Origin of the sequence: Streptomyces violens (assembly GCF_000717745.1) — a bacterium.
GTDB lineage: Bacteria > Actinomycetota > Actinomycetes > Streptomycetales > Streptomycetaceae > Streptomyces > Streptomyces violens.
The window spans coordinates 1-974 of record NZ_JOBH01000042.1 but is presented as its reverse complement, the minus strand read 5'-3'; the positions used below and the strand labels follow the sequence as shown (position 1 = coordinate 974).

General features: G+C 71.4%; 1 pseudogene. It reads left to right on the top strand.

Features of this window, described 5'->3' with window-relative positions:
- Positions 1-10 precede the first annotated feature (10 nt).
- A pseudogene (locus IF04_RS36350) lies at positions 11-974 on the top strand (acetyl-CoA carboxylase biotin carboxylase subunit); the annotation flags it as partial.

Sequence of the window (974 nt, the reverse complement as noted above, 5' to 3'; positions counted from 1 at the left end):
GGGAGCCATCGTGCGCAAGGTGCTCATCGCCAACCGTGGCGAAATCGCTGTCCGCGTGGCCCGGGCATGCCGGGACGCCGGGATCGGGAGCGTAGCGGTCTACGCCGACCCGGACCGGGACGCTCTGCACGTCCGTGCGGCGGACGAGGCATACGCCCTGGGCGGTGACACTCCTGCCACCAGCTACCTGGACATCGCCAAAGTCCTCCAGGCCGCGGCCGATTCGGGCGCGGACGCCATCCACCCCGGCTACGGCTTCCTCTCCGAGAACGCCGAATTCGCCCAGGCGGTGCTGGACGCCGGACTGATCTGGATCGGCCCGCCCCCGCAGGCCATCCGCGACCTGGGCGACAAGGTCGCAGCGAGGCACATCGCCCAGCGCGCCGGCGCCAGAGGTCCCCGAGCTGTACGACTCCGCCGTCCGCGAGGCCGTCGCCGCCTTCGGCCGCGGCGAGTGCTTCGTGGAGCGCTACCTGGACCGCCCCCGGCACGTGGAAACCCAGTGCCTGGCCGACAAGCACGGCAACGTCGTCGTGGTCTCCACCCGGGACTGCTCGCTGCAGCGCCGCCACCAGAAGCTGGTGGAAGAGGCGCCGGCGCCGTTCCTTTCCGAGGAGCAGAACGCCGAGCTCTACCGCGCCTCCAAGGCCATCCTGAAGGAAGCCGGCTACGAGGGCGCCGGCAACGTGTGAGTTCCTGGTCGGCCAGGACGGCACCATCTCCTTCCTGGAGGTCAACACCCGCCTGCAGGTGGAGCACCCGGTCACCGAGGAGGTCACCGGCCTGGACCTGGTCCGCGAGATGTTCCGCATCGCCGACGGCGAGGAGCTCGGCTACGACGACCCGGTCGTGCGCGGGCACTCCTTCGAGTTCCGCATCAACGGCGAGGACCCCGGCCGCAACTTCCTGCCCGCGCCCGGCACCGTCACCAAGTTCGAGGCCCCCGCCGGCCCCGGCGTGCGCCTGGACGCCGG